The sequence below is a fragment of the Oleiphilus sp. HI0043 genome (genome assembly GCF_001634935.1).
This window is the reverse complement of sequence record NZ_LWEY01000195.1, coordinates 1-819: the sequence shown is the minus strand read 5'-3', so window position 1 is coordinate 819 and position 819 is coordinate 1. Positions and strand designations below refer to the sequence as shown.

Below are 819 nucleotides of genomic sequence, written 5' to 3'. Positions count from 1 at the left end.
TGCGTCAAGACCCGGATATTGTTTTGGTTGGTGAGATGCGAGACCAAGAGACCGCAGAAATTGGCTTGCGGGCGGCAATGACAGGTCATATGGTGATGTCGACCTTGCATACCAATGACGCGATTGGCAGTGCCATGCGTTTGATTGATATGGGCGCAGAGCCTTATTTGGTAGCGAGTTCTTTGGGCGGGGTGCTGGCCCAGCGTCTTATCAGACGGGTATGCCCGAACTGTGCGACCGAGTATCACCCAACGGAACAGGAGAGAATCTGGCTAGGTAGTATGGTCGCTGAAGGTGAAATCCTACCAGATAATTTCACTGTTGGAAGCGGCTGTTACCAGTGCAGTGATACCGGCTATAAAGGGCGAGTAGGTATTTACGAGTGGCTAGAAATGGATGATCGTACTTTGGGGGCGCTTCGTCGTGCAGACCCGGATGCCTTTGCTGAAGCTGCCAAGATGAATGCTTATTACGAGCCCTTGGATCGGTGCGCCTTAGAGTATGCGCGTCAGGGTATTACGACGATTGATGAGGTCTTCAGAANTTCTGCAACCCTTGATGAATTGGGGGCAAGCTTGGACGATGAGCTGGAAATAGACCTGGATGAACTCGATGAGTAACTTACTTGAAGGGTGGCAGGGTTAATGGCTCGATTTCAATACAAGGGGCGTGATGCAAAAGGGGCCCAGGTTAGCGGTGAACTGGAGATAGCTTCAGAGTCAGCTGCTGCCAATGAGCTGCTTAAAAAAGGTATTACTCCGGTTCAAATCAGTGAGCTGCAGGAAGCGTCAAAAAGTTTGGGCAGTATAAATATACAGC

Annotated in this window: 1 protein-coding gene; it reads left to right on the top strand. The window is 50.4% G+C overall.

Going from position 1 to position 819, the window contains the following annotated elements; translation table 11 throughout:
* Nucleotides 1-620 (top strand): GspE/PulE family protein (locus tag A3729_RS03285; protein WP_197475514.1); only part of this gene is annotated, 620 nt, incomplete at its 5' end.
* Nucleotides 621-819 lie beyond the last annotated feature (199 nt).